This is a genomic window from Pseudomonas sp. BP8, from assembly GCF_017875955.1.
Taxonomy (GTDB): domain Bacteria; phylum Pseudomonadota; class Gammaproteobacteria; order Pseudomonadales; family Pseudomonadaceae; genus Aquipseudomonas.
Window position 1 is genome coordinate 5,270,027 of record NZ_JAGINK010000001.1, and the last position, 22,513, is coordinate 5,292,539.

General features: G+C 63.7%; 21 protein-coding genes. 12 read left to right on the forward strand and 9 right to left on the reverse strand.

What is annotated here, in order from left to right; translation table 11 throughout:
- Positions 1–209 precede the first annotated feature (209 nt).
- Genes J3B00_RS23030 through J3B00_RS23045 form a run of 4 tightly spaced genes read left to right on the forward strand, consistent with a single transcriptional unit; the run spans position 210 to position 4,850 of the window.
- Positions 210–2,966 carry a response regulator gene (locus J3B00_RS23030; RefSeq protein ID WP_209872461.1) on the forward strand — a complete coding sequence of 919 codons (2,757 nt, stop codon included), beginning with the start codon at positions 210–212 and terminating at the stop codon, positions 2,964–2,966.
- A gap of 24 nt (positions 2,967–2,990) precedes the next feature.
- Entirely contained in the window at positions 2,991–3,980 is a 990-nt protein-coding gene (locus J3B00_RS23035) for a 2-hydroxyacid dehydrogenase (RefSeq protein WP_209872464.1), read from the forward strand.
- Positions 3,981–4,011: 31 nt separating this feature from the next.
- On the forward strand, positions 4,012–4,449 hold the full coding sequence (locus J3B00_RS23040) for a hypothetical protein (protein WP_209872467.1): 438 nt from the start codon (positions 4,012–4,014) through the stop codon (positions 4,447–4,449).
- Positions 4,446–4,850 (forward strand): META domain-containing protein, encoded by a 405-nt coding sequence (locus J3B00_RS23045; protein ID WP_209872470.1) that lies wholly within the window; start codon positions 4,446–4,448, stop codon positions 4,848–4,850. The genes J3B00_RS23040 and J3B00_RS23045 overlap by 4 nt, the downstream gene beginning before the upstream one ends.
- Positions 4,851–5,003: 153 nt before the next feature.
- Here the strand turns inward: J3B00_RS23045 and J3B00_RS23050 are convergent, their stop codons facing one another.
- Entirely contained in the window at positions 5,004–5,471 is a 468-nt protein-coding gene (locus tag J3B00_RS23050) for a TlpA disulfide reductase family protein (RefSeq protein WP_209872473.1), read from the reverse strand.
- An 87-nt stretch (positions 5,472–5,558) separates the two neighbouring features.
- Between J3B00_RS23050 and arsC the strand changes: the two genes are divergently transcribed.
- Genes arsC through J3B00_RS23065 form a run of 3 tightly spaced genes read left to right on the forward strand, consistent with a single transcriptional unit; the run spans position 5,559 to position 6,920 of the window.
- Positions 5,559–5,912 carry an arsenate reductase (glutaredoxin) gene (gene arsC, locus J3B00_RS23055; RefSeq protein WP_209872477.1) on the forward strand — a complete coding sequence of 118 codons (354 nt, stop codon included), beginning with the start codon at positions 5,559–5,561 and terminating at the stop codon, positions 5,910–5,912.
- Positions 5,909–6,514, forward strand: coding sequence for an NAD(P)H:quinone oxidoreductase (wrbA, locus tag J3B00_RS23060; RefSeq protein WP_209872481.1), 606 nt, complete (start codon positions 5,909–5,911; stop codon positions 6,512–6,514). The genes arsC and wrbA overlap by 4 nt, the downstream gene beginning before the upstream one ends.
- Complete coding sequence (locus J3B00_RS23065) at positions 6,507–6,920, forward strand: DUF2069 domain-containing protein (RefSeq protein ID WP_209872485.1); 414 nt, start codon at positions 6,507–6,509, stop codon at positions 6,918–6,920. Before wrbA ends, J3B00_RS23065 begins: the two co-directional genes overlap by 8 nt.
- Before the next feature lie 49 nt (positions 6,921–6,969).
- On the opposite strand, the gene J3B00_RS23070 is transcribed toward J3B00_RS23065, so the two are convergent.
- Together J3B00_RS23070 and ttcA are read right to left on the reverse strand one after the other, a co-directional pair.
- Positions 6,970–7,641 (reverse strand): DNA-3-methyladenine glycosylase I, encoded by a 672-nt coding sequence (locus tag J3B00_RS23070; protein WP_209872488.1) that lies wholly within the window; start codon positions 7,639–7,641, stop codon positions 6,970–6,972.
- A gap of 3 nt (positions 7,642–7,644) precedes the next feature.
- On the reverse strand, positions 7,645–8,469 hold the full coding sequence (gene ttcA, locus J3B00_RS23075; protein WP_209872492.1) for a tRNA 2-thiocytidine(32) synthetase TtcA: 825 nt from the start codon (positions 8,467–8,469) through the stop codon (positions 7,645–7,647).
- A 284-nt stretch (positions 8,470–8,753) separates the two neighbouring features.
- Here ttcA and J3B00_RS23080 point away from each other — a divergent pair, with 284 nt between their 5' ends.
- Both J3B00_RS23080 and J3B00_RS23085 read left to right on the forward strand, forming a co-directional pair.
- Positions 8,754–9,353 carry a Yip1 family protein gene (locus tag J3B00_RS23080; RefSeq protein ID WP_209872495.1) on the forward strand — a complete coding sequence of 200 codons (600 nt, stop codon included), beginning with the start codon at positions 8,754–8,756 and terminating at the stop codon, positions 9,351–9,353.
- Between the two features lie 117 nt (positions 9,354–9,470).
- Positions 9,471–9,977 carry a SprT family zinc-dependent metalloprotease gene (locus J3B00_RS23085; protein WP_348635974.1) on the forward strand — a complete coding sequence of 169 codons (507 nt, stop codon included), beginning with the start codon at positions 9,471–9,473 and terminating at the stop codon, positions 9,975–9,977.
- A gap of 153 nt (positions 9,978–10,130) precedes the next feature.
- Here J3B00_RS23085 and J3B00_RS23090 read toward each other — a convergent pair whose 3' ends face one another.
- From J3B00_RS23090 to J3B00_RS23105, 4 genes are all read right to left on the reverse strand, one after another.
- Positions 10,131–11,453, reverse strand: a complete 1,323-nt coding sequence (locus J3B00_RS23090; protein WP_209872501.1) for a dicarboxylate/amino acid:cation symporter — start codon at positions 11,451–11,453, stop codon at positions 10,131–10,133.
- Positions 11,454–11,868: 415 nt separating this feature from the next.
- Positions 11,869–13,215, reverse strand: a complete 1,347-nt coding sequence (locus J3B00_RS23095; protein WP_209872504.1) for an ATP-binding protein — start codon at positions 13,213–13,215, stop codon at positions 11,869–11,871.
- Positions 13,212–13,889, reverse strand: coding sequence for a response regulator (locus J3B00_RS23100; protein WP_209872508.1), 678 nt, complete (start codon positions 13,887–13,889; stop codon positions 13,212–13,214). The genes J3B00_RS23095 and J3B00_RS23100 overlap by 4 nt, the downstream gene beginning before the upstream one ends.
- A 122-nt stretch (positions 13,890–14,011) precedes the next feature.
- The gene (locus tag J3B00_RS23105) at positions 14,012–14,617 is read right to left on the reverse strand and encodes an outer membrane beta-barrel protein (RefSeq protein WP_209872511.1); all 606 of its coding nucleotides are present in this window, start codon (positions 14,615–14,617) and stop codon (positions 14,012–14,014) included.
- A 133-nt stretch (positions 14,618–14,750) separates the two neighbouring features.
- Here J3B00_RS23105 and J3B00_RS23110 point away from each other — a divergent pair, with 133 nt between their 5' ends.
- Positions 14,751–15,542, forward strand: coding sequence for a dienelactone hydrolase family protein (locus tag J3B00_RS23110; RefSeq protein WP_209872514.1), 792 nt, complete (start codon positions 14,751–14,753; stop codon positions 15,540–15,542).
- A gap of 76 nt (positions 15,543–15,618) precedes the next feature.
- Positions 15,619–16,320 carry a 4'-phosphopantetheinyl transferase superfamily protein gene (locus J3B00_RS23115; protein WP_209872517.1) on the forward strand — a complete coding sequence of 234 codons (702 nt, stop codon included), beginning with the start codon at positions 15,619–15,621 and terminating at the stop codon, positions 16,318–16,320.
- 3 nt (positions 16,321–16,323) lie between these two features.
- Here the strand turns inward: J3B00_RS23115 and J3B00_RS23120 are convergent, their stop codons facing one another.
- Complete coding sequence (locus J3B00_RS23120) at positions 16,324–17,934, reverse strand: ATP-binding protein (RefSeq protein ID WP_209875112.1); 1,611 nt, start codon at positions 17,932–17,934, stop codon at positions 16,324–16,326.
- Entirely contained in the window at positions 17,931–18,635 is a 705-nt protein-coding gene (locus J3B00_RS23125; protein WP_209872519.1) for a response regulator transcription factor, read from the reverse strand. Before J3B00_RS23125 ends, J3B00_RS23120 begins: the two co-directional genes overlap by 4 nt.
- A gap of 845 nt (positions 18,636–19,480) precedes the next feature.
- Here J3B00_RS23125 and J3B00_RS23130 point away from each other — a divergent pair.
- Positions 19,481–22,360, forward strand: coding sequence for a ribonucleoside-diphosphate reductase subunit alpha (locus tag J3B00_RS23130; protein ID WP_209872522.1), 2,880 nt, complete (start codon positions 19,481–19,483; stop codon positions 22,358–22,360).
- The last annotated feature ends 153 nt before the right edge of the window (positions 22,361–22,513 follow it).

Here is a 22,513-nt window from a genome sequence, read left to right on the forward strand (position 1 = left end):
TGCGACCGGTGCCTCTTTAGCGCCAGTGCCGGCCTCTTCGCGGGGCAAGCCCGCTCCTGGAGGTTATGGGTCGCTCCTGCCGCCCTCAGGTCAGGGTGGCGACAAAAAAACCAGCGCAATGAGTGCATTACCCCAAGACCCGGAGTAACGTTCGGAAATAATTCCGTCCCGCTCGGCGGCGGCCGCAAGGCACATCACAGGAGGCGAGTGTGCTCGATCGTTTGGGAATCAGAAGCCGGGTGCTGTTGCTGGCCTTGCTGCCGGCCAGCTTCATGGCGCTGGTATTGGGCAGCTATTTCACCGTGCTGCAACAAAACGAGCTGCGTACCCAGTTGCTGCAGCGCGGCAAGATGATCGCCGAACAGCTCGCGCCGCTGGCTGCACCGGCCCTCGCCCGGCACACCGCGGCGCAGCTCGAGCGCATTGCCGCCCAGGCCCTGGAGCAGACCGATGTGCGCGCGGTGGCCTTTCTGGCGCCGGACCGTTCGCGCCTGGCCCACGCCGGGCCGAGCATGCTCAACCAGCCACCTAGCGGCGGCACTGGCACGCAATTGCTGCAACGCACTGGCAACGACGCCACGCGTTACCTGATGCCGGTCTTCGGCCATCACCGCGACCTGGCCACCGATGCGGTGCCGGCCGAGGAAGAGCGCCTGCTGGGCTGGGTCGAGATCGAACTGTCGCATGACGGCACCCTGCTGCGCGGCTATCGCAACCTGTTTACCAGCGTGCTGTTGATCTTGGGTTGCCTGATCCTCACCGCCCTGCTCGCGCTGCGCATGAGCCGCACCATCAATGACCCGATCAGCCGCATCAAGCACGCGGTCACTCAACTCAAGGACGGCAACCTCGAGGCCCGCCTGCCGGCCATGGGCAGCCATGAACTGGATGAGCTGGCGGCTGGCATCAACCGTATGGCCGAAACCCTGCACAACGCCCACGAAGAACTGCAGCACAGCATCGACCAGGCCACCGAAGACGTCCGCCAGAACCTCGAAACCATCGAGATCCAGAACATCGAGCTGGACATGGCGCGCAAGGAGGCCCTGGAGGCGAGCCGGATCAAGTCCGAGTTCCTCGCCAACATGAGCCACGAGATCCGCACCCCGCTCAATGGCATCCTCGGCTTTACCCATCTGTTGCAGAAAAGCGAGCTCGCCCCGCGCCAGCTCGATTACCTCGGCACCATCGAGAAGTCCGCGGACAACTTGCTCGGGATCATCAACGAGATCCTCGACTTCTCCAAGATCGAGGCCGGCAAGCTGGTGCTCGACAGCATCCCGTTCAACCTGCGCGACCTGATCCAGGACACCCTGACCATCCTCGCTCCGGCCGCCCACGCCAAACAGCTCGAGCTGCTCTGCCTGGTCTACCGCGACACCCCGCTATCGCTGGTCGGCGACCCGCTGCGCTTGAAGCAGATCCTCACCAACCTGGTGAGCAATGCGATCAAGTTCACCCGCGAGGGCACCATCGTCGTCAGGGCCATGCTCGAGGACGACCAGGAAGACAGCGTGCAATTGCGCATCAGTGTCCAGGACACAGGCATCGGCCTGTCACCGCAGGATGTGCGCACCCTGTTCCAGGCCTTCAGCCAGGCCGACAACTCGCTGTCACGCCAGCCCGGCGGTACCGGTCTGGGGCTGGTGATTTCCAAACGCCTGATCGAGCAGATGGGTGGCGAGATCGGCGTCGACAGCACACCGGGCGAGGGTTCGCAGTTCTGGATCAGCCTCAACCTGCCCAAGGCACACGACGATGCCCAGGACCTGCCGTTACAGCCGTTGCTCGGGCGTCGCGCAGCAATCATCGACGGCCACGAACTGGCCCGCCAGGCGCTGGAGCACCAGCTCGAGGACTGCGGCCTGAGCGTCAGCCTGTTTGCCTCCTTCGACCAACTGCTGCACGGCGTAGAGGCCGCCCACCTGGCCGGCCAGGCGTTCGAGTTCGCCATTTTCGGGGCTACCATGAGCAGTCTGTCGCCTGAGCAACTGGCGCAGTACAACCAACAGCTGGAGCGCCTGCAGTGCCTGTGCGTGGTGCTCTGCCCGACCACCGAACAGGCGCTCTACCACCCCTACTTGCCCAACCCGCATGGCCAGTTGCTGTCCAAACCGACCTGCACGCGCAAGCTGCGCCGCCTGCTGCTGGACCTGATTCAGCCGCGCCGCCAGCTCAGCGAAGTGCGTATCCCCGGCAACCAGCGGATGCCGAAAATCCTCTGTGTCGATGATAACCCGGCCAACCTGCTGCTGGTGCAAACCTTGCTCGAAGGGCTTGGCGCCGAGGTGCTGGCGGTCGATAACGGCTATTCGGCGGTAGAGGCCGTGCAGGACGAGCCGTTCGACCTGGTGCTGATGGACGTGCAAATGCCTGGCATGGACGGCCGCGCCTGCACCGAGCAGATCCGCCAGTGGGAAAGCAGCCAGAGCGGCAATCCGCTACCCATCGTCGCCCTCACCGCGCATGCAATGGCCAATGAAAAACGCGCCCTGCTGCACAGTGGCATGGACGACTACCTGACCAAGCCGATCAGCGAGCGACAGTTGGCCCAGGTGGTGATGAAATGGACCGGTTTGAACCTGGGCACGCCGCAGCAGGAGCGCCCTGCCGAGCGTCTGCCTGACAGCAGCGAGTTGAAGGTGCTCGACCCTGAAGAGGGTCTGCGCCTGGCGGCGGGCAAGGCGGATTTGGCCGCCGACATGCTGACCATGCTGCTGGAGTCGCTGGAGGCCGATCGCGAGGCGATTCGCCAGGCGCGTGAGGCAGGCGATCGCGAGGCGATGATCGAGCGGGTGCATCGGCTCAACGGCGCCTCGCGCTACTGTGGCGTGCCGCAGTTGCGCGCCGCCTGCCAGCGCAGCGAGACCTTGCTCAAGCAGGACAGCCCGCAGGCGTTGCAGGCGCTGGATGAGCTCGAACATGCCATCAATCGCTTGGCCGAGCAGGCGCAGACGAGTGCCTGAGCCACCCGCAAAGGAGCCCCACCCATGCGCACCCTTTTGTTCAGCAGCCAGCACTACGACCAGGAAAGCTTCACCCGGGCCAGCGCCGACACCCCGCTCGACCTGCACTTCCAGTCGGCCCGCCTGACTCTGGACACCGCCGCACTGGCCCACGGTTTCGAAGTGGTCTGCGCGTTCATCAATGATGAACTCGACAGCCAGGTACTCGAGCGCCTGGCTGCAGGTGGCACGCGCCTGATCGCCCTGCGCTCGGCCGGCTACAACCACGTCGACCTGGCCGCCGCCGAACGTCTGGGGCTGGCCGTGGTGCGCGTGCCGGCCTATTCGCCACACGCCGTTGCCGAACACGCGGTGGCGCTGATCATGGCGCTCAATCGGCGCCTGCACCGCGCCTACAACCGCACCCGCGAGGGCGATTTCACCCTGCACGGCCTGACCGGCTTCGACCTGCATGGGAAAACCGTCGGCGTTGTCGGTACCGGCCAGATCGGCGCGGCCTTCGCGCGCATCATGGCCGGTTTCGGCTGCCAATTACTGGCCTACGACCCCTCCCCCAACCCACAACTGCTGGCCCTCGGCGCGCGCTACCTGGAATTGCCCGAGCTGCTGCGCCAGTCGCACATCGTCAGCCTGCACTGCCCGCTGACCGAGCACACCCGCCACCTGATCAATCAGGCCAGCCTCGCCTCGCTGCAGCCCGGCGCGATGCTGATCAATACCGGCCGCGGCGCACTGGTCGACACCCCGGCGCTGATCGATGCGCTGAAGAGCGGCCACCTTGGCTACCTCGGCCTGGATGTCTATGAAGAGGAAGCCCAGTTGTTTTTCGCCGACCGCTCCGACCTGCCGCTACAGGACGATGTGCTGGCGCGGCTGCTGACCTTCCCCAATGTCATCATTACTGCCCACCAAGCGTTCCTCACCCGCGAAGCACTCGACGCGATCGCCACCACCACCCTCGACAACATCATCCGCTGGGCGGCAGGCAAGGCGCAGAATCTGGTCATGAGTTGATGCTAGGATACGCGGCATTTCTGGAGGACCCATGGTCGAGCACGATTTCCGCTACACCCTATTCAACCCGCAACACACCCTGATCGAAGTCCGCGCACTGGTGCCAGGTCGCTACCAGGTGACCGGCAACGGTGGCTCGATCCAGAAGGACGATGTCCTGCTGGTGACCCTCAAGGGCAGCAAGGACCTGTCCATGCGCCTCACCGTCGAAAGCGTGCGCCACCTGATCAACCCGCGCGGCCAGTGGGTGGCAGTGGCCAGCGGCCCGGCCTTCAAGGAGCTGGCGATCCTCAACTGGCAGGTCCAGTGCGACAGCTGCGACGCCGTGCTCGATTTCGAATTCGCAGTCGACGCCAAGCTTGGCACCAAGGCGCAAAAGCCCGCGGCCAGTGAACGGGTTGCCGCCCTGGGCTGGGTCAGCAAGGCTGACAAGCACCTGTGCCCGCGTTGCCAGGAGAGCGCCCAGTGAAAAACATGCTGACCGGCGTGCTGATTGCCACCGGCCTGCTGGGCTGCGCCACCGAGCCTTCGAAGTTGCAACGCGAGCAGAGCTATGTGCTGGAGTGGATTGGCGAACGTCCGCTGATCGACTACAGCCACCTGACCCTGACCTTGGCCGAAGATGGCCGCGCCTACGGCAATGCCGGCTGCAACCACTGGTTTGCACCGTATACGCTGGAGGGTGAGCACATCAGCTTCGGTAAGGTCGGCAAGACCCGCAAGCTGTGCGCACCAGCGTTGATGGAGCAGGAGAAGCGCTTCCTGCAGGCGCTGGAGACGGTGCAGCGGTGGGATGTGTCGGCAATCGAGCAGATTCGCTTCTGGCCGACGGAAGGCAAGCCGCTGCGGTTCTGGCCTGAAGAAGGCTGACAACCGCCAGGATCCCTGTAGGAGCGGGCTTGCCCCGCGAAGAGGCGAGCCCAGGCGACGATCATGGGTGGCACCGGCTGTGCCGGTGTTCGCGGGGCAAGCCCGCGCCTACAGGGTGGCGTGGTGAACCCGTGGGAGCGGTACCGACAATGATCAGACTCCGCCCTTGAGTGCCTTGATCTTCTCCTGCAGCCCTTCAAGGGTCTGCTCACCCAGCAACTGTTCGCGCACTTTGCCCTTGTCGTCGATGATGTAGGTTACCGGCAATGCTTCGCTGCGCGGCAGCTGGTAACGCTCGGCCGGGTCTTCGGCGAGCACGGTGAAACCGATACCCAAGGTCTCGGAGGCCTGCTTGAGGTCCTGCCCCTGCAGGCCGTCGAAGTTCACCCCGACCACCTTGATGCCGTCGGCCTGCCACTGCTTGGCCGCCGCATTCAGCTCAGGGATCTCGGTACGGCACGGGCCGCACCATTCGGCCCAGTAGTTGAGCACCAGCCAGTGCCCTTCGATCTGTTCAGCCTTTACTGTATTGCCGTGCTGATCAACACCGTAGTCCGCACCGCAACCGCCGAGCAACAGGCTCGCAGTGATGGCCAGTGCAGCTGCCAAACGCTTTGCCATGGGTCAATCCTTCTCGAAGTTTTTCAAACCTGTAATTCAGCCGCAGCGGTTAGAATAGCCGCCACACCCAGCTGGATGCGACCCGTCATGACTGATCTGATTCTCTATCATAACCCGCGCTGCTCGAAATCCCGCGGCGCCCTCGAGCTGCTGGAGGCCCGTGGCCTGGCTCCGACCGTCGTGCGTTACCTGGAGACCCCTCCGGACGCCGCGACGCTGAAGGCCTTGCTTGGCAAGCTGGGGATTACCCCACGCCAACTGCTACGCAGTGGTGAAGACGAATACAAGGCGTTGAACCTGGCCAACCCCGCGCTCAGCGATGGCGAGCTGATCGAGGCTATGGCGCAACACCCGAAACTGATCGAGCGGCCGATCCTGGTGGCGGGCGACAAGGCGGTGATCGGCCGTCCGCCAGAAAACGTTCTGGAGATTCTGCCGTGAGCGATCCGTTCATCCTGGTGCTGTACTACAGCCGTCACGGCTCGACCAGCGAAATGGCCCGGCACATCGCCCGCGGCATCGAGATGGCTGGCCTGGAGGCGCGCCTGCGCACCGTACCGGCGATTTCCACCGAGTGCGAAGCCGTCGCGCCGGACATCCCCGCCAGCGGCGCGCTGTACGCCACCCTCGATGACCTGCGCCATTGCGCCGGCCTGGTGCTGGGCAGCCCGACCCGCTTCGGCAACATGGCTGCGCCGCTCAAGTATTTCCTGGACGGCACCAGCAGTCTGTGGCTCGGCGGCGAACTGGTCGGCAAGCCTGCCGCCGTGTTCACCTCTACCGCCAGCCTGCACGGTGGCCAGGAGACCACGCTGCTGTCGATGATGCTGCCACTGATGCACCACGGCATGCTGATCATGGGCCTGCCCTACAGCGAATCGGCACTGCTCGAGACCCGTGGCGGCGGCACGCCTTATGGCGCCAGCCATCATGCCGGGGCCGACGGCAAGCGCGAACTGGACAGCCACGAGATTGCCCTGTGCCGGGCGCTCGGCCAACGCCTGGCGAGCACCGCCAAGGCGCTGGGTGGCGAGCGTGGCTAGACAGCCCAAGCCACTGCCGCCACTGGCGTGGCTGACGCCGCGCCTGCGCCTGACGCGGGCACTGAGCATGGCCTGCCTGGTTGGCCTGATCGCGTTGCTGCTGGTCAACAACCTGTGGTTCGCCAACCTGCATGGGGCGCGGGTCGAGGTGATCCTGGCGATCGAGCTGATCCCGTTGCTGTTGCTGCTGCCAGGCATGCTCATGGGCAGCGCCCGGGCGCATGCCTGGACCTGCTTCGTGGTCAATATCTACTTCATCAAGGGCGTGCTGGCAGCGTTCGATTCGGCGCGGGCGGTGTTTGGCTGGATCGAAGTGCTGGTGAGCCTGGGCTTGTTTGTCAGTGGGCTGCTGTTTGTACGCTGGAAGTTCCAGCATGAGCGGCGCCTGGCGGGTGAAGGCAACTGAAGCGGACAGGCTCGGCGCCTACAGGGTTGTACGGCGCGCCTGCGGCGACTCAGTGATTGACGGTATGCGCCAGCATCACCGACAACTGACACAGCGGCCGGCCGCTCTCGGCATGCCACTGGTTGAATACCTCCTGCACCAATGCGCGATCACGCTGGCTGGTCGGCGCCTTGTCGATGATGCCTTGGGCGATCAGTGCCGCTGACATGTCATCGGTCGGAATGAAGGTATCCTTGCCAACCATGCGCAAGAAGCGCGGCGCCGACAGCCCACCGAGCTGGTTGCCGTGCTTGGCCAGGTACTTCCACAAGCCAACGATGTCAGTCACCGGCCAGTCGGCGATAAATGCGCCAAAGCTGCCATGCTCCTTCTCGATGTCGAGAATCATCTGAGCATTGCGCGGCACACTCTTGAGCTTGCCCAGGTGGCGGATGATCCGCTCGTCCTGCATCAGCCGCTCCAAGTGTTCGGCGCCCATCAGCACCACTTTCTCGGGGACGAAGCCAAAGAATACCTGCTCGAATGCTGGCCACTTGGCATCCACCAGGCTGTGCTTGAGGCCTGCGCGAAACACCCGCAGTGACAGGGTCGACAGGTAGCGGTCAGCACTGATATCGCGCAATTGTGCCGGTGTCCTTGGCTGCGGCAGGAAGGCCTCAAGGGCCTGTGCCGAGCCAAAGCGATTCAGGCAGAACTCATGCAGCCACTGGTAATCACGCATGGTCTAGAGATTTACCACGTCAAGAAAGCGCGACGCGGCGTTCTCGTCGATCTTCAGGCTGGTGAAGTCGAACAGGTTGCGGTCGGCCAGTTGCGAGGGCGCCACGTTCTGCATCGCGCGAAAGATGCTCTCGGTGCGGCCCGGGTGCTTGCGCTCCCACTCCACCAGCATCTCCTTGACCACCTGGCGTTGCAGGTTTTCCTGCGAGCCGCACAGGTTGCACGGGATGATCGGAAACTCCTTCATGTCCGAGTAGGCCTGGATGTCCTTCTCGTGACAGTAGGCCAGCGGGCGGATCACCACGTTGCGGCCGTCATCGGCGCGCAGCTTCGGCGGCATGCCCTTGAGCGCGCCATTGAAGAACATGTTGAGGAAGAACGTTTCGACGATGTCGTCGCGGTGGTGCCCCAGGGCCATTTTGGTCGCGCCGATTTCGTCGGCGAAGGTGTACAAGGTGCCACGACGCAGGCGCGAGCACAGCGAGCAGGTGGTCTTGCCTTCAGGTACCAGTTCCTTGACCACCGAGTAGGTGTCTTTCTCGACGATGTGGTAGTCGACGCCAAGGGCCTTCAGGTAGGCCGGCAGCACGTGCTCGGGGAAGCCGGGCTGTTTCTGGTCCATGTTCACCGCGACGATCTCGAACTTGATCGGCGCCACCTTCTGCAGGTGCAGCAGAACATCGAGCATGGTGTAGCTGTCCTTGCCGCCGGACAGGCAGACCATGACCTTGTCGCCATCTTCGATCATGTTGTAGTCGGTGATGGCTTCGCCAGCGAGACGACGCAGGCGTTTTTGCAGTTTGTTCTGGTTGACCGAGAGGGTGCCCATAGCGCTTGAATCCGCGAGGTGTGACAAAAGCCGACTATTTTACCCACAAACCGGTCCCGGGCGTAGGGCCTGACCTGAATAAAGGCCAGCGTTCCGATCAAAGACTCCAAGGGAATCAAGACGCGCGCCGACAGCGCGATTTGCTCTAAAAAGCAGCTATTAAGCGGGGATCCGCTTCCTATACTGCGACATAAGGCCGCATTACCGCTCACATCGGTGCCAGGCCTGGGGCCACAAACGCACCATTTGGGGGGCGTTTGGCAACGACGATAGGAGTGACCCGCATGATCCATCACGTTCTGGGGCTGTTTACCCATCCTGATCAGGAGTGGAAGGAGATTCGTGGCGAGGACGAGACCATCAGCCACATGTACCTCACCCACACGTTGATCCTGGCGGCGATCCCGGCGGTCTCGGCGTTTATCGGTACCACCCAGGTCGGCTGGGTGATCGGCAACAGACCGGCGGTGATGCTGACCGTGGAAAGCGCCATCTGGATGAGCATCATGTCTTACCTGGCGATGCTCGCCGGGGTGGCGGTGATGGGCGCGTTCATCCACTGGATGGCCCGCACCTACGATGCCACGCCGTCGATGGCGCAATGCATTGCGTTTGCCACTTACACCGCTACCCCGCTGTTCATTGGCGGCCTGGCCGCGCTCTACCCACACGTGTGGCTAGGCATGGTGATCGGCACAGCGGCGATCAGCTACACGGTTTTCCTGTTGTATGTGGGCTTGCCGACGTTCATGAACATCCCGCCGGATGAAGGCTTCCTGTTCTCCAGCTCGGTGCTGGCGGTAGGCCTGGTGGTTCTGGTGGCAATCATGGCCGCCACCGTGATCATCTGGGGCCTGGGCGTGGGGCCTGTGTATACCAACTAGATCCAACCAACACTGGGGCATCAGGTCACGGGCCGCCGCAAGGCGGCCTTTGACTGCCTGCTGACCGGTGGCTGGGCAGGCCAGCGACGCTTGCGGCATAATGCCTGGCTAAGGAGAGTGTCTACCGCCATGCCCGAGTTGCTCGAATCCCGCGTCGAAACCTGTTACCAGCAAGCCGAAGCCTTCTTCAAACGCCCCTTCGCCCGCCCGCAGGTCAGCTTCAAGCTGCGCGGCCATAAAGCCGGCGTCGCCCATCTGCACGAGAACCTGCTGCGCTTCAACCTGCAGTTGTATCGCGACAACCAGGATGACTTCCTGCGCCAGACTGTGGCCCATGAAGTGGCCCACCTGGTGGCGCATCAACTGTTCGGCGACAGGATTCAGCCGCATGGCGAGGAGTGGCAGTTGATCATGCGCGGGGTGTATGAGCTGCCGCCCAACCGTTGCCACAACTATGCAGTGCAGCGGCGCACGGCGACCCGCTACATCTATCAGTGCCCGTGCCCGCAGAGTGATTTTCCGTTCAGTGCCCAGCGGCACAAGCTGGTACGCCAGGGGCGGCGCTATCTGTGTCGGCGGTGTCGGCAGATATTGGTGTACAGCGGCGAGACCCGCGTCGAATAGACTGGCCTCTTCGCGGGACAAGCCCGCTCCTACAGGGTTCACCGCCGCCTCGGTAGGAGCGGGCTTGCCCCGCGAAGAGGCCGGCCCTGACAGCCTCAATGACCAGGCATGAAAAAGGCGACCCGAAGGTCGCCTTTTTCAATTACGCCTGAATCAACGAGCCGGGCCTTCAGCCACACCCAGGTCGTCAGTCGGACGCGTGTCTTCCAGTGGCGCGCCACCCGAAGCCAGTTCCGCGTGCAGCTTGTCTTCGTCCAGCTCCTTGACCCACTTGGCCACGACGATGGTCGCTACGCCGTTACCGATCAGGTTGGTCAGGGCACGGGCCTCGGACATGAAGCGGTCGATACCGAGGATCAGCGCCAGGCCGGCAACCGGCAGGTGGCCGACAGCCGACAGGGTTGCCGCCAGTACGATGAAGCCCGAACCGGTCACGCCTGCAGCACCTTTGGACGCTACCAGCAGCACCAGCAGCAGGGTGATCTGGTGAGTGATGTCCATGGTGGTGTCAGTGGCCTGGGCGATGAACACCGCAGCCATGGTCAGGTAGATCGAGGTACCGTCGAGGTTGAACGAGTAGCCAGTCGGAATTACCAGGCCTACCACAGATTTCTTCGCACCCAGACGCTCCATCTTGGCCAGCATGCGCGGCAGGGCGGATTCCGAAGAGGAAGTACCCAGCACGATCATCAGCTCTTCACGGATGTAGCGGATCAGCTTGAGTACGCTGAAACCGTGGGCGCGGCAGATACCGCCGAGGACGATCAGGATGAACGCCAGGCAAGTCACGTAGAAGCAGGCCATCAGGTAGCCCAACTGCACCAGCGAGCCAACACCGTACTGACCGATGGTGAAGGCCATGGCGCCGAAGGCACCGATCGGGGCCAGCTTCATGATCATGTTGATGATGTTGAACATGACATGGGCGAAGCGGTCGATCAGGTCGAGCACCGGCTTGCCGTAGCTGCCCAGGCGATGCAGGGCGAAGCCGAAGATCACCGAGAACATCAACACTTGCAGGATGTCGCCGTTGGCGAAGGCGCCGACCACGGTGTTCGGGATAATGTTGAGCAGGAAGCCAACGGTGGTCTGCTGCGCGCCGGCGGCGGCGTAAGCGGCCACGCTGCTGGCGTTCAGGGTGGTAACGTCGATGTGCATGCCAGCGCCTGGCTTGACCACGTTGACCACAACCAGGCCGATGATCAGGGCGATGGTCGAGACGATTTCGAAGTACAGGAGCGCGTAGCCGCCAGTCTTGCCGACCGATTTCATGCTCTGCATGCCAGCAATGCCGCTGACGACGGTGCAGAAGATGATCGGGGCGATGACCATTTTGATCAGTTTGACGAACCCGTCACCCAAGGGTTTGAGCGCGACGCCGGTTTCAGGATAGAAGTGGCCAAGCAGGATACCGATGGTGATGGCGAGCAACACCTGGATATACAGGGATTTGTACAGCGGCTGACGTTTCGTCATGGCTAATTTCCTCGAGTGTGCCGATTTCCACTCTTTCCAGAGCGGGGGCACCTGAATCGCTAACCCTCCTGCACCTGGAGGGATTTGTCGTTGTGTTCGAGCTGCCTGGGGCAGGTCTCTGATAAGTAATTAGCAAGGGCAATGCCAAAATGCCCAGATTGGGTGCGAGGGCTGTTTTTACGCGGGTCTATTGCCCAATTGGAGGGCGAAGGGGGCGTGGGATCTGGCGGGTTTCCGCCTGGTGGCGGAATTTGAACAAGCACGGATGGCGGGAATCCGCCCGTACAAGGGATACCAGGCCCGGCCTCTTCGCGGGGCAAGCCCGCTCCTACAGGGGGTTGCGCTGGTTCCTGAATGGCGCAATCCCCTGTACAAGCGGGCTTGCCCCGCGAAGAGGCCGGGCCTGATTGCACAATCAGTCGCGCTTGAAGCGGATCGTGAAGGCGGCGCCACCGAGCGGCGAATCATCCAGGCTGAGTTGCGCGTCGTAGCTGTCGATGATGTCCTTGACCACCGCCAGGCCGATGCCCTGCCCGGGGTGCTGGCGATCCAGCCGTTCACCGCGCTGCAGAATGCGCTCACGCTGGTCGGCCGGTACGCCCGGCCCGTCGTCCTCGATGCACAGCAGGAGTTGCCCAGCGTGCTCGCTCAGGCTCACCCGCACCTGCCCCAGGCACAGTCGATAGGCATTTTCCAAAAGGTTGCCGAGCAACTCGAGCAAGGCGCCCTGCTCCATCGGTACCTCCGCCTGCTGCGGCACCTCGAAGCTGATCGCCACGCGTTTGTCGCGATAGACCTTGGCCAAAGTGCTGCACAGGCTTTCGAGCAAGGGCTCAAGCCGCACCCGATGGCGCACCAGGCCGCTCTTGCGCAGGCTGGCGCGCTGCAGCTGGTAGTCGATCTGCTGGCTCATGCGATCAATCTGGCTCTGCAGCACCCGCGCCTGCTCGCGCTCGTCACCGCCTCGGCCAATGCTTTCGCCGACACCTTGCAGCACCGCAAGCGGCGTTTTCAGGCTGTGCGCCAGGTCGTCCAGCGAGTCGCGGTAGCGCTGGCGCTGCTCGCGCTCGCTGTGCAGCAGACGGTTGAGCGAGCCGGTCAGACGCAACAGTTCACGCGGGTGCTCCCGGCTCAGGCCATCGCGCGCGCCTGCCTCCACTTCGTCCAGTTCCAGGCTCAGCCGGCGCAGCGAGCGCAGGCCCCAGGTCAGCCCGGCCCAGAGCAATGCCATTAGCACCAGCACGGCCGCACCAAAGCCCAGGTAGAGTTTTTCGCGCAGGCCATCAAGGGTGTGCTGGTACTCACGCACCGGCTGCAGGGCGACGATGCTGTAGGCGGCGCTCTTGCCACCCAACAGCTTGACCTCGACGTCGTAGACGAAGAATTCCTCGCCATCGTCCTGGCGGATACGCGCGAACTCGTTGCCACGTCCGTCATAGCGGGGGCTGTAGTTGATGTGGCGATCACGGGTGGCGCGCGAACGCCAGACCTGCTCGCCCTGACGGTCGAAGATATAGCCGATCAGGCCGGTGTACGGCAGGTTGTAGCGCTCGTCCGGGAGCAGTTCGGGCATCTGCAATTGGCCATGCTCGATTCGCGCAGCGGAGATCAAGGTGGTGACGTCCGAGGCCAGGCGCTGCTCGATCGACTCCTGCAGCGCCAGGCTGAAGGCCTTCTGCAGGGCCGGCAGCAGCGCCAGCATGAACAACAGGGCAAGCAGCGCGGCCGCCAGCATCAGGCGCACGCGCAGCGAGCGGATCATCGGCAGCGCTCGGTGAACAGATAGCCCAGGCCACGTACCGTGTCGATCGGCTTGAAGCCGTGTTCGCCCTCGAGCTTGCGCCGCAGGCGACCGACCAGCACTTCGATGACGTTGGGGTCGCGCTCCTCGTCGCCCGGGTACAACTGCTCCATCAGGCGGTCTTTCGCCACCACCTGTTGGTGATGGCGCATGAGGTACTCGAGGATGCGGTATTCATAGGCGGTCAGCGCCAGCGGTTGCTGGTCGAGGGTCGCCTGCTTGCGGTTGAGGTCGAGCAGCAGCGGGCCGGCGGCGATGGTCGACTGGGTGAAGCCGCTGGAACGGCGCAACAAGGCGTTGAGGCGAGCCTCGAGCTCTTCGAACTGGAACGGCTTGACCACATAGTCGTCGGCACCGGCGGCCAGCCCTTCGACCTTGTCCTGCCAGTTGCCGCGGGCGGTGAGGATGAGGATCGGGAAGGTCTTGCCGCGGCTGCGCAATTGGCCGATCAATTCCAGCCCGCTCATGCCGGGCAGGCCCAGGTCGATGATGGCCAGATCGAAGGTGTATTCCTCTGTCTGGTACAGGGCCTCTTCAGCGTTGGCGACCGCCTGCACCACATGCCCGCTCTCGCCCAGGCGCGTGTGCAGGTGGTGGCGCAATAGCGCCTCGTCCTCGACCACCAGCAATTTCATGGGTGCTCCTTGATAGGGTTGCGTTGCATGTGCCGGCCTCTTCGCGGGGCACGCCCGCGCCTACAGGGTTAGCGCTGAACCTGTAGGCGCGCGAAGCGGCCGGCACAGGATACCAGCGTGCCTCAGAACTTGTAGTTGGCCGACAGGTAGGTCTGGGCGCTGCTGGTCAGGCGCAGGGTGCCGACCTTGGGCCCGCCGTGCTCGACCAGCTCGGTGCTGGCGTTGCTGCGCAGGTAACGGTAGCCCAGCTCGACCGAGGCGTTGTCGGTGACTTCCTGGATCACGCCGGCCTGCAGGCCCACTGCATAGCCATAGTCGGTGTCGCGGCCATAGCCGGAAGACTCCTGCGACAGCTTGGTCACGCCGAGGCTGCCGCCGCCGAACAGCTTGGTGGTGTCACCGACCGGCAGGAATACGTCGTAGCTGCCGAGCAGGTTTTCCTGGCGCAACTTGAGGCCGCTGTGGTCACCGGAGACGTTGTCATAGGTCATGTAGTAGCGACCCTGGTCGTTGATCTTGCCCAGGCGCACGCCCCAGGTGCCGTCCTTGCCGATGATGCCGTCGGTGTTGAGGTTGTCGCTGTTGCGGTCGAGCAGGCCGGACTTGCGAACCTTGTCGCTGGTCTGGCCGTAGGTAAGGCTGGCGAAATTGTCATCGGCCTGGGCGGTGGCCGCGAAGCCGGCGGCACATACAGCCATTGCAGCCATCAGGGTGTTGAGCGTTTTCATGGGTTCGTACTCCAGTGGGATGCGCTGTTTCTGTCTGCGGACTAGAGTAAGCAGAACGCCCTGAACCGCTGCTGAACCCAGGCTGAACCCGCGCTGAACGAAGCGCATCCATCGTCGTCACGGAGTACCGACCATGCGTTCCTTGCTTGCCCTGGCTCTGCTGTGCAGCGCCGCCATGGCCCAGGCGGCTGTGCAAACCCGCGAGATCCCCTATCAAGATCAAGATGGCAAGCGCCTGGTGGGCTACTACGCCTATGACGATGCCGTCGACGGCAAGCGCCCGGGTATCGTCGTGGTACATGAATGGTGGGGGCTGAACGATTATGCCAAGCGCCGCGCGCGCGATCTGGCGGCGCTGGGCTACAGCGCCCTGGCCATCGATATGTATGGTGATGGCAAGCACACCGAGCATCCGGCCGACGCCCAGGCGTTCATGGCCGCAGCGCTGAAAGACCCTGCCGCCGCTGCCAAGCGCTTTGATGCAGGTGTCGAGTTGTTGAAGATCCAGCCCAAGACCGATACCGACAAGCTGGCTGCGATCGGCTACTGCTTTGGCGGCAAGGTGGTGCTGGATGCCGCGCGCCGTGGCGAGCCGCTGGCCGGGGTGGTGAGCTTCCATGGCGCGCTGGTCACGCAGACACCCGCCACGCCGGGCAGCGTCAAGGCCAAGGTGCTGGTCGAGCATGGCGCGGCGGACAGCATGGTCACGGCCGAGCAGGTAGCGGCGTTCAAGCAGGAGATGGACAAGGCTGGGGCCAGTTATGAGTTTGTCAGCATCGAGGGGGCCAAGCATGGATTCAGCAATCCGGATGCCGATCGGCTCGGGCATGGCGAGCATGGCGGGCCGGATATCGGCTATGACAAGGCGGCGGATCAGCGCTCTTGGGCGGATATGCAGGCGTTCTTGAAAAAGGTTTTTGACTGACCATTGCTGGGGCCGCGTTGCGGGCCCCTGCAATCTCAACTCCCACCACGCCACAGCGGCTGGCACAATACCCGCCATGAACAGACTCCCCACCTGCTGCGCCCCACTCCAGCACCACTGGCCCCTGCCCCGCGCAGTTCCCGGTGCGGTGCTGGTCAGTTGCGCCTTCGACCCCGCCCAACTGGCCGCCGACGACTTCCAGCGCGCGGGCATCGAGCAGACGCCCAGCCTGCAGCGCTCCGTGGCCAAGCGCCAGGCCGAGTACCTCGCCGGCCGGGTCTGTGCCCGCGCCGCCTTGCAGCGGCTCGATGGGCGTGACTACGTGCCCGCCACCCATGAAGACCGCTCGCCGATCTGGCCTAGCGCGATCCACGGTTCGATCACCCACGGTAAAGGCTGGGCCGCCGCCGTGGTGGCTGCCGATGGCGCCTGCCGCGGCCTGGGCCTGGACCAGGAAAGCCTGCTCAATGACGAGCGCGCCGAGCGCCTCGCCGCCGAGATCCTCACCCCCGCCGAGCTGGCACGCCTGGACCGCAATCAATCAGGGCTGACCGTGACCCTGACCTTCTCGCTCAAGGAGAGCCTGTTCAAGACCCTCTACCCGCTGACCCGGCAACGCTTCTACTTCGAGCACGCCGAGGTGCTGGAGTGGTCTGCCGACGGCCTGGCGCGACTGCGCTTGCTGACCGACCTGTCGCCAGCGTGGCGTCATGGGGTCGAACTCGACGGGCAGTTCTGCCTGCACGACGGCCACCTGCTCAGCCTGGTCAGCGTCTGACCTTCAGGTTGGCGCCTGCTCGCGTGGCCAGCTCAGGCTGAAACAGGCGCCGCCCAGACCTTCGCTGCGCCCGACCAAAGCCCGCCCGCCGTGCCAGTGGATAATCCGCCGCACGATCGACAGCCCCAGGCCATGCCCGCCAGAGGCGCGCGTGCGGCTGTCGTCGAGGCGGGTGAAGGGGGTGAAGATCCGGTCCCAGACACCTTCAGGAATACCCGGGCCATCATCCTCGACATCGATCCGGCAGCGCTGCTGACCGACTTGGTAGCTCAGCCGTACCTGGTTTTCAGCGTGGCGCATGGCGTTACTGACCAGGTTCTGCAGGGCGCGGTGCAGGTAACGCGGTTCGGCGTCGACCCAGGCGCCTGCCTGCGCATCCAGTGCCTGGCACGCCCCACGCAGCACCTTGATACCTGGGCGCAGCGGCGCCAGCTCGGCAATCACCCGATCGAGCAAGGCATCCAGGTCGACGGCCTGGAACTTCAGCGCCGGTGCGCCCTGCTCAAGGCGGGCGTAGGTGAGCATCTCGTCAACCAGCCGGTCGAGGTCCTGGATGTCGCCATCCATGCCCGCCAGGTGCTTGGCGCGGGCCTGCTCGGTGCTGGCGCTTTCGATCATCTCCAGGCCGAAGCGCAGCCGCGCCACCGGCGTGCGCAGCTCATGCGAGACTGCCCGCACCAGCTCGCGCTGCATGCTCAGCGAGCGCTGCAGGTGCTCGGCCATGCCATTGAAGGCCGCCGCCAGGCGCCCTACCGAGTCGGCGTCGCCGGCCGGCACGCGGGTGTCCAGGCTGCCCTGGGCAATGCGCGTGGCAGCATTCTCCAGGCCAGACACGCGCCGCTCCAGTTGGCGCACCAACAGGTACACCACCAGGCCGATCAGGCACAGGCCAAGAAAGGCGATCAGGATCAACAGTTGCGGTGGGTACAGATTGAGCTGGTACAGCGGGCCGATCTCCAGCACCCAGGGTGAGCCGGGCAGGCTGGCGAACACGCGGATCGAATCGCCCTCCTTGTCCAGCGCCATCACCGTGTCGCCCTCCTCCACCCGATGCCGCTGGTCGTCATCGAGGCCGGCCCGCTCGAGGCGCTGCAGGCTGACGTCGAAACCAAAGCCCTTGCTTTGTTTGAGCTCGGCCAGGCGCCGCTGTTGCTCGGTCACCGGGTAGCGCACCAGTTCGTCGGCGAGCAGGTACAGGGTGGCTCGCGCCAGCTGTTCGCTGACCTGCTTGACCTGAGCCACCAGCAACAGGTCTTCGCGGCCGACCCGGCGCAACACCCGGGCGGCATGCGGGCCGGTCTTTTCCACTACCACCAGGTCGCGGTACAGCCGTGCGCGCTGGCTGCCATCAAGGCTCAGTTGGGTCATGGGCTGCAGATCAAGGGGGACGCCGAGCAAGCGTTCCCAGATCAACAGCGAGCGCTTGCGCTCGACTTCGTTCTGCGGGGCCAGGTTGTCGGCCATCAGGCTGAAGGTGCCCTGGGCCAGGCGCTCGCGGTGCTGATCGGCGCGCACCAGGTTGACCAGGTGCAGGCTGAGCACACCCAGTACCCCCACCAGCACCAGCACGCCGAGCATGCCGCCATAGATGCGCAGGAAGATCGAATTCATCAGGGCTGGGCCGCCTCGCCGACAAACAGATAGCCTTTGCTGCGCAGGGTCTTGATCAGCCGTGGGTGGATGGGATCATCGCCGATCTTCGGCCGGATCTTGGAAATGCGCACGTCGATGGAGCGGTCCTGGCCGTCGTAACCGACGCCGCGCAGCGCGGTGAAGATCTGCTCGCGCGACAGCACCCGTCCGGCGTGGCTGGCGAGCAGCCAGAGCAGGTCGAATTCAGCGCTGGTGAGGTCGATCGACTGCTGGTCGAGCCAGGCCTCGCGCAGGCCATGGTCGATGCGCAGGGCGCCAAAGCGCAGCGCTTGCGGCTTGTTCTCGGGGCTGTCGCTGCGGCGCAGCAGGGCATTGATGCGGGCCAGCAGCAGGCGCGGGTGCACGGGTTTGCAGACGTAGTCGTCGGCACCCAGGTCGAGGCCCTGGACCTGGTCGAGCTCGTCACTGCGGGCGGTGAGCATGAGGATCACCCCGGCGTACTGGCTGCGCACCCGGCGACAGATGCTCAGGCCGTCTTCGCCGGGCAGCATCAGGTCGAGGATGACCAGGTCGGGCTGGCTGTCGACGATGCGCCGCACTGCCCGCCCGCCATCGCCCTCGACCGCCACCTCGAAGCCGTTGGCCTGGAGGTACTCGGCGGTGAGCTCGGCGAGACGCTGGTCGTCCTCGACGATGAGGATACGGTTGCTTGGCTGGTCCATGGCCTTCCTCTCGTTATTGTCGTTGTGTACGGGCTGTGCCGGCCTCTTCGCGGGGCAAGCCCGTTCCTACAGGGGCGTGCGCTGATTCCTGAATGGCGCAACCCCTGTAGGAGCGGGCTTGCCCCGCGAAAAGGCCGGCACCCCTCGACACAGGCCCCAGGCCAAAATAAAAAAGCAACATCCTCAGCGGATACTACGTCGCACACCCACCCCTGCCAATCTCCTCAACGCCACACTGGACTGCACCGATTTATGTGATAGGGTGCGCCCCCGAAAAATCTGCAATGGGCCGTACACACGCAGAAAAAAAGTGAAAACCTCTGGGGACAAGGCCTACAGCCAATACCCAAGAATCACACACAATCTGTGCACAAGTTATCCACAGGCGCTCGCCTTGCAAACACCCCGCGACCGCATTATCTTGTATCTCCATTGCAGCGAACCACTACATGTTGGGGTTCGTAGACAAATCACAAACACAAGTCAGCGCCGAAACTCAAGCGATTTTTCCGCCTGAACTTACGGTGATTTCAGCAGCCAAACCGCTCCTGCGGAGGCGACCGAGGCAAGCCCGTCCAAGCGGTCTTGTTCGGGTATGGGTGTTGCAGGCATCGCCTGGCGACCCCGACAGCAACAGTTTTTGGGCCGCGGCTCAAAACCTTTGACTTCGGCCAGGGAGCGGCAAGCTATTGCCCTTATTCCTGAGTCTGTCCCGAAGTCGGTAAACCCGAGGAGGCGGATCCACGTGCGCGTGGTGTCCCCGCTCGGGTGATCGAACTGGCGGATGGAACGGTGGGCGCCCACAAGGCGCCCGAACACTATAGAAACTGTGGAGACACCCACCCATGCAAACCGACACAACTCGCGAGAACCCGCAGGGCCAAGCGCCTCAGGCCGCCGATTCGAACCAGGATCTGGCTGCCACCGCGCCTGGCCAACTGCGCGTGATCAAGCGTAACGGCACTGTCGTCGCCTACACCGACGACAAGATCACCGTGGCCATCACCAAGGCGTTCCTCGCAGTTGAAGGCGGTACCGCCGCCGCTTCGTCGCGCATCCACGACACCGTCGCGCGCCTGACCGAACAGGTCACCGCCACGTTCAAGCGTCGCATGCCATCGGGTGGCACCATCCATATCGAAGAGATCCAGGACCAGGTCGAACTGGCCCTGATGCGCGCCGGCGAGCAGAAAGTCGCCCGTGACTACGTGATCTACCGCGACCAGCGCGCCAAAGAGCGTGCGACCCGCGCCAACACCGATGCCGTGGTCGAGCCGCACCCGTCGATCCGCATCACCCTGGCCGACGGCAGCAAGGCGCCGCTGGACATGGCGCGCCTGAACACCATCATCAGCGAAGCCTGCGAAGGCCTGGCCGAAGTCGATGGCCAGCTGATCCAGCGCGAAACCCTCAAGAACCTGTACGACGGCGTCGCCCTCAAGGACGTCAATACCGCCCTGGTGATGACCGCGCGTACCCTGGTCGAGCGTGAGCCGAACTACTCGTTCGTCACCGCCCGCCTGCTGATGGACACCCTGCGTGCCGAAGGCCTGGGCTTCCTCGGCGTCGCCGACAGCGCCACCCACCACGAGATGGCCGAGCTGTACGCCAAGGCCCTGCCGGCCTACGTCGCCAAGGGTATCGAGTTCGAGCTGCTCAACCCGGCCCTGGCCGACTTCGACCTGGAGCGTCTGGGCCAGGCGATCAACCACGAGCGCGACCAGCAGTTCACCTACCTCGGCCTGCAGACCCTGTACGACCGCTACTTCATCCACAAGGATGGCGTGCGCTTCGAGCTGCCGCAGGTATTCTTCATGCGTGTGGCCATGGGCCTGGCGCTGGAAGAGAAAGACAAAGAAGCCCGTGCGATCGAGTTCTACAACCTGTTGTCGTCGTTCGACTACATGGCTTCGACCCCGACCCTGTTCAACGCCGGTACCCTGCGTCCACAGCTGTCGAGCTGCTACCTGACCACCGTGCCGGACGACCTCTCGGGCATCTACCACGCGATCCACGACAACGCCATGCTGTCGAAATTCGCCGGTGGCCTGGGCAACGACTGGACCCCGGTGCGTGCGCTGGGCTCCTACATCAAGGGCACCAACGGCAAATCCCAGGGCGTCGTACCCTTCCTGAAAGTGGTCAACGACACCGCTGTTGCGGTCAACCAGGGCGGCAAGCGCAAAGGCGCGGTCTGCGCTTACCTGGAAACCTGGCACCTGGACATCGAAGAGTTCATCGAGCTGCGCAAGAACACCGGTGATGATCGTCGTCGTACCCACGACATGAACACCGCCAACTGGATCCCTGACTTGTTCATGAAGCGTGTCTTCGATGACGGCCAGTGGACCCTGTTCTCGCCGAACGAAGTACCTGATCTGCACGACCTGACCGGCAAGGCCTTCGAAGAGCGTTACGAGTACTACGAAGCCCTGACCGAGTACAACAAGATCAAGGTGTTCAAGACCATCCAGGCCAAGGACCTGTGGCGCAAGATGCTCTCGATGCTGTTCGAGACCGGCCACCCATGGCTGACCTTCAAAGACCCGTGCAACCTGCGTTCGCCGCAGCAGCACGTCGGCGTGGTGCACAGCTCGAACCTGTGCACCGAGATCACCTTGAACACCAACAAGGATGAGATCGCGGTCTGCAACCTGGGCTCGATCAACCTGCCGAACCACATCGTCGATGGCAAGCTGGACACCGCCAAGCTGCAGCGCACCGTCAACACTGCCGTGCGCATGCTCGACAACGTGATCGACATCAACTACTACTCGGTACCGCAGGCGCGTAACTCGAACCTCAAGCACCGTCCGGTCGGCCTGGGCATCATGGGCTTCCAGGACGCGCTGTACCTGCAGCACATCGCCTACGGTTCCGACGCTGCCGTCGAGTTCGCCGACAAGTCGATGGAAGCAGTCAGCTACTTCGCGATCCAGGCTTCGTGCGACCTGGCCGACGAGCGTGGCGCCTACGAGACCTTCCAGGGTTCGCTGTGGTCCAAAGGCATCCTGCCGCTGGATTCGCAACAGATCCTGATCGAGGCCCGTGGCCAGAAGTACATCGACGTCGACCTGAACGAGACCCTGGACTGGGCACCGGTCCGTGCTCGCGTACAGAAAGGTATTCGTAACTCGAACATCATGGCCATCGCGCCAACCGCGACCATCGCCAACATCACTGGCGTATCGCAGTCGATCGAGCCGACCTACCAGAACCTGTACGTGAAATCGAACCTCTCCGGCGAGTTCACCGTGATCAACCCGTACCTGGTTCGCGACCTCAAGGCCCGCGGCCTGTGGGACTCGGTCATGATCAACGACCTGAAGTACTACGACGGTTCGGTGCAGCAGATCGAGCGTATCCCGCAAGAGCTCAAGGCGCTGTACGCCACTGCGTTCGAAGTCGACACCAAGTGGATCGTCGATGCCGCCAGCCGTCGCCAGAAGTGGATCGACCAGGCGCAGTCGCTGAACCTGTACATCGCCGGCGCTTCGGGCAAGAAGCTCGACGTGACCTACCGCATGGCCTGGTACCGTGGTCTGAAAACCACCTACTACCTCCGTGCCCTGGCCGCGACCAGCACCGAGAAGTCGACCATCAACACCGGCAAGCTCAACGCCGTTTCCAGCGGCGGCGACAGCGCCCCGGTCCAGGCTGCAGGTCCAGCACCTGTGCCGAAGGCCTGCGCGATCGACGAGCCGGATTGCGAAGCCTGCCAATAAGGCCTCGCCGAGGCTTCCTCTCAAGGAAGCCTCAACGCTTTTGCCGCGACACTGCGGACCCTGTGGGAGCGGGCTTGCCCGCGCAGAGGCTGGCATCCCCGCCGCCTCTCCCCAGCCAAACACAATAAGCCGTGGCTCCAACTGCCCCGGCGG